Raw genomic sequence first — 251 nt, 5'->3', positions numbered from 1 at the left:
CTATATCCGCAACCGGGCTGCCGTCGAGTTTGTAGACGAGTAAACGCGCGCCGAGATTGCCGGTGATCAGCACATGCCCGGACTCGATGGCGACATCTGCCCCCGAAGCGCTTATGCGAAAACCGTCCGCCAGCTTGAACGATGTTGTTTCTTTTCCGTCCGACAGATTATGCACCGAGACTTGTTGCCCTGAAATGACGACAAACGCCCGATCGCCGATTGCATACTGCGCCGATGCCAGGTCTTTGCGC

Annotated in this window: 1 protein-coding gene; it reads right to left on the bottom strand. The window is 57.0% G+C overall.

The genetic code is table 11. From position 1 onward, the window contains the following. A partial coding sequence (locus R0J87_RS22885; protein ID WP_498889229.1) for a hypothetical protein occupies window positions 1-251 on the bottom strand: 251 nt, incomplete at both ends.

The organism is Halomonas sp. SIMBA_159 (assembly GCF_046536035.1).
Taxonomy (GTDB): Bacteria; Pseudomonadota; Gammaproteobacteria; order Pseudomonadales; family Halomonadaceae; genus Vreelandella; species Vreelandella venusta_A.
This window is presented reverse-complemented; position numbering and strand designations above follow the sequence as displayed.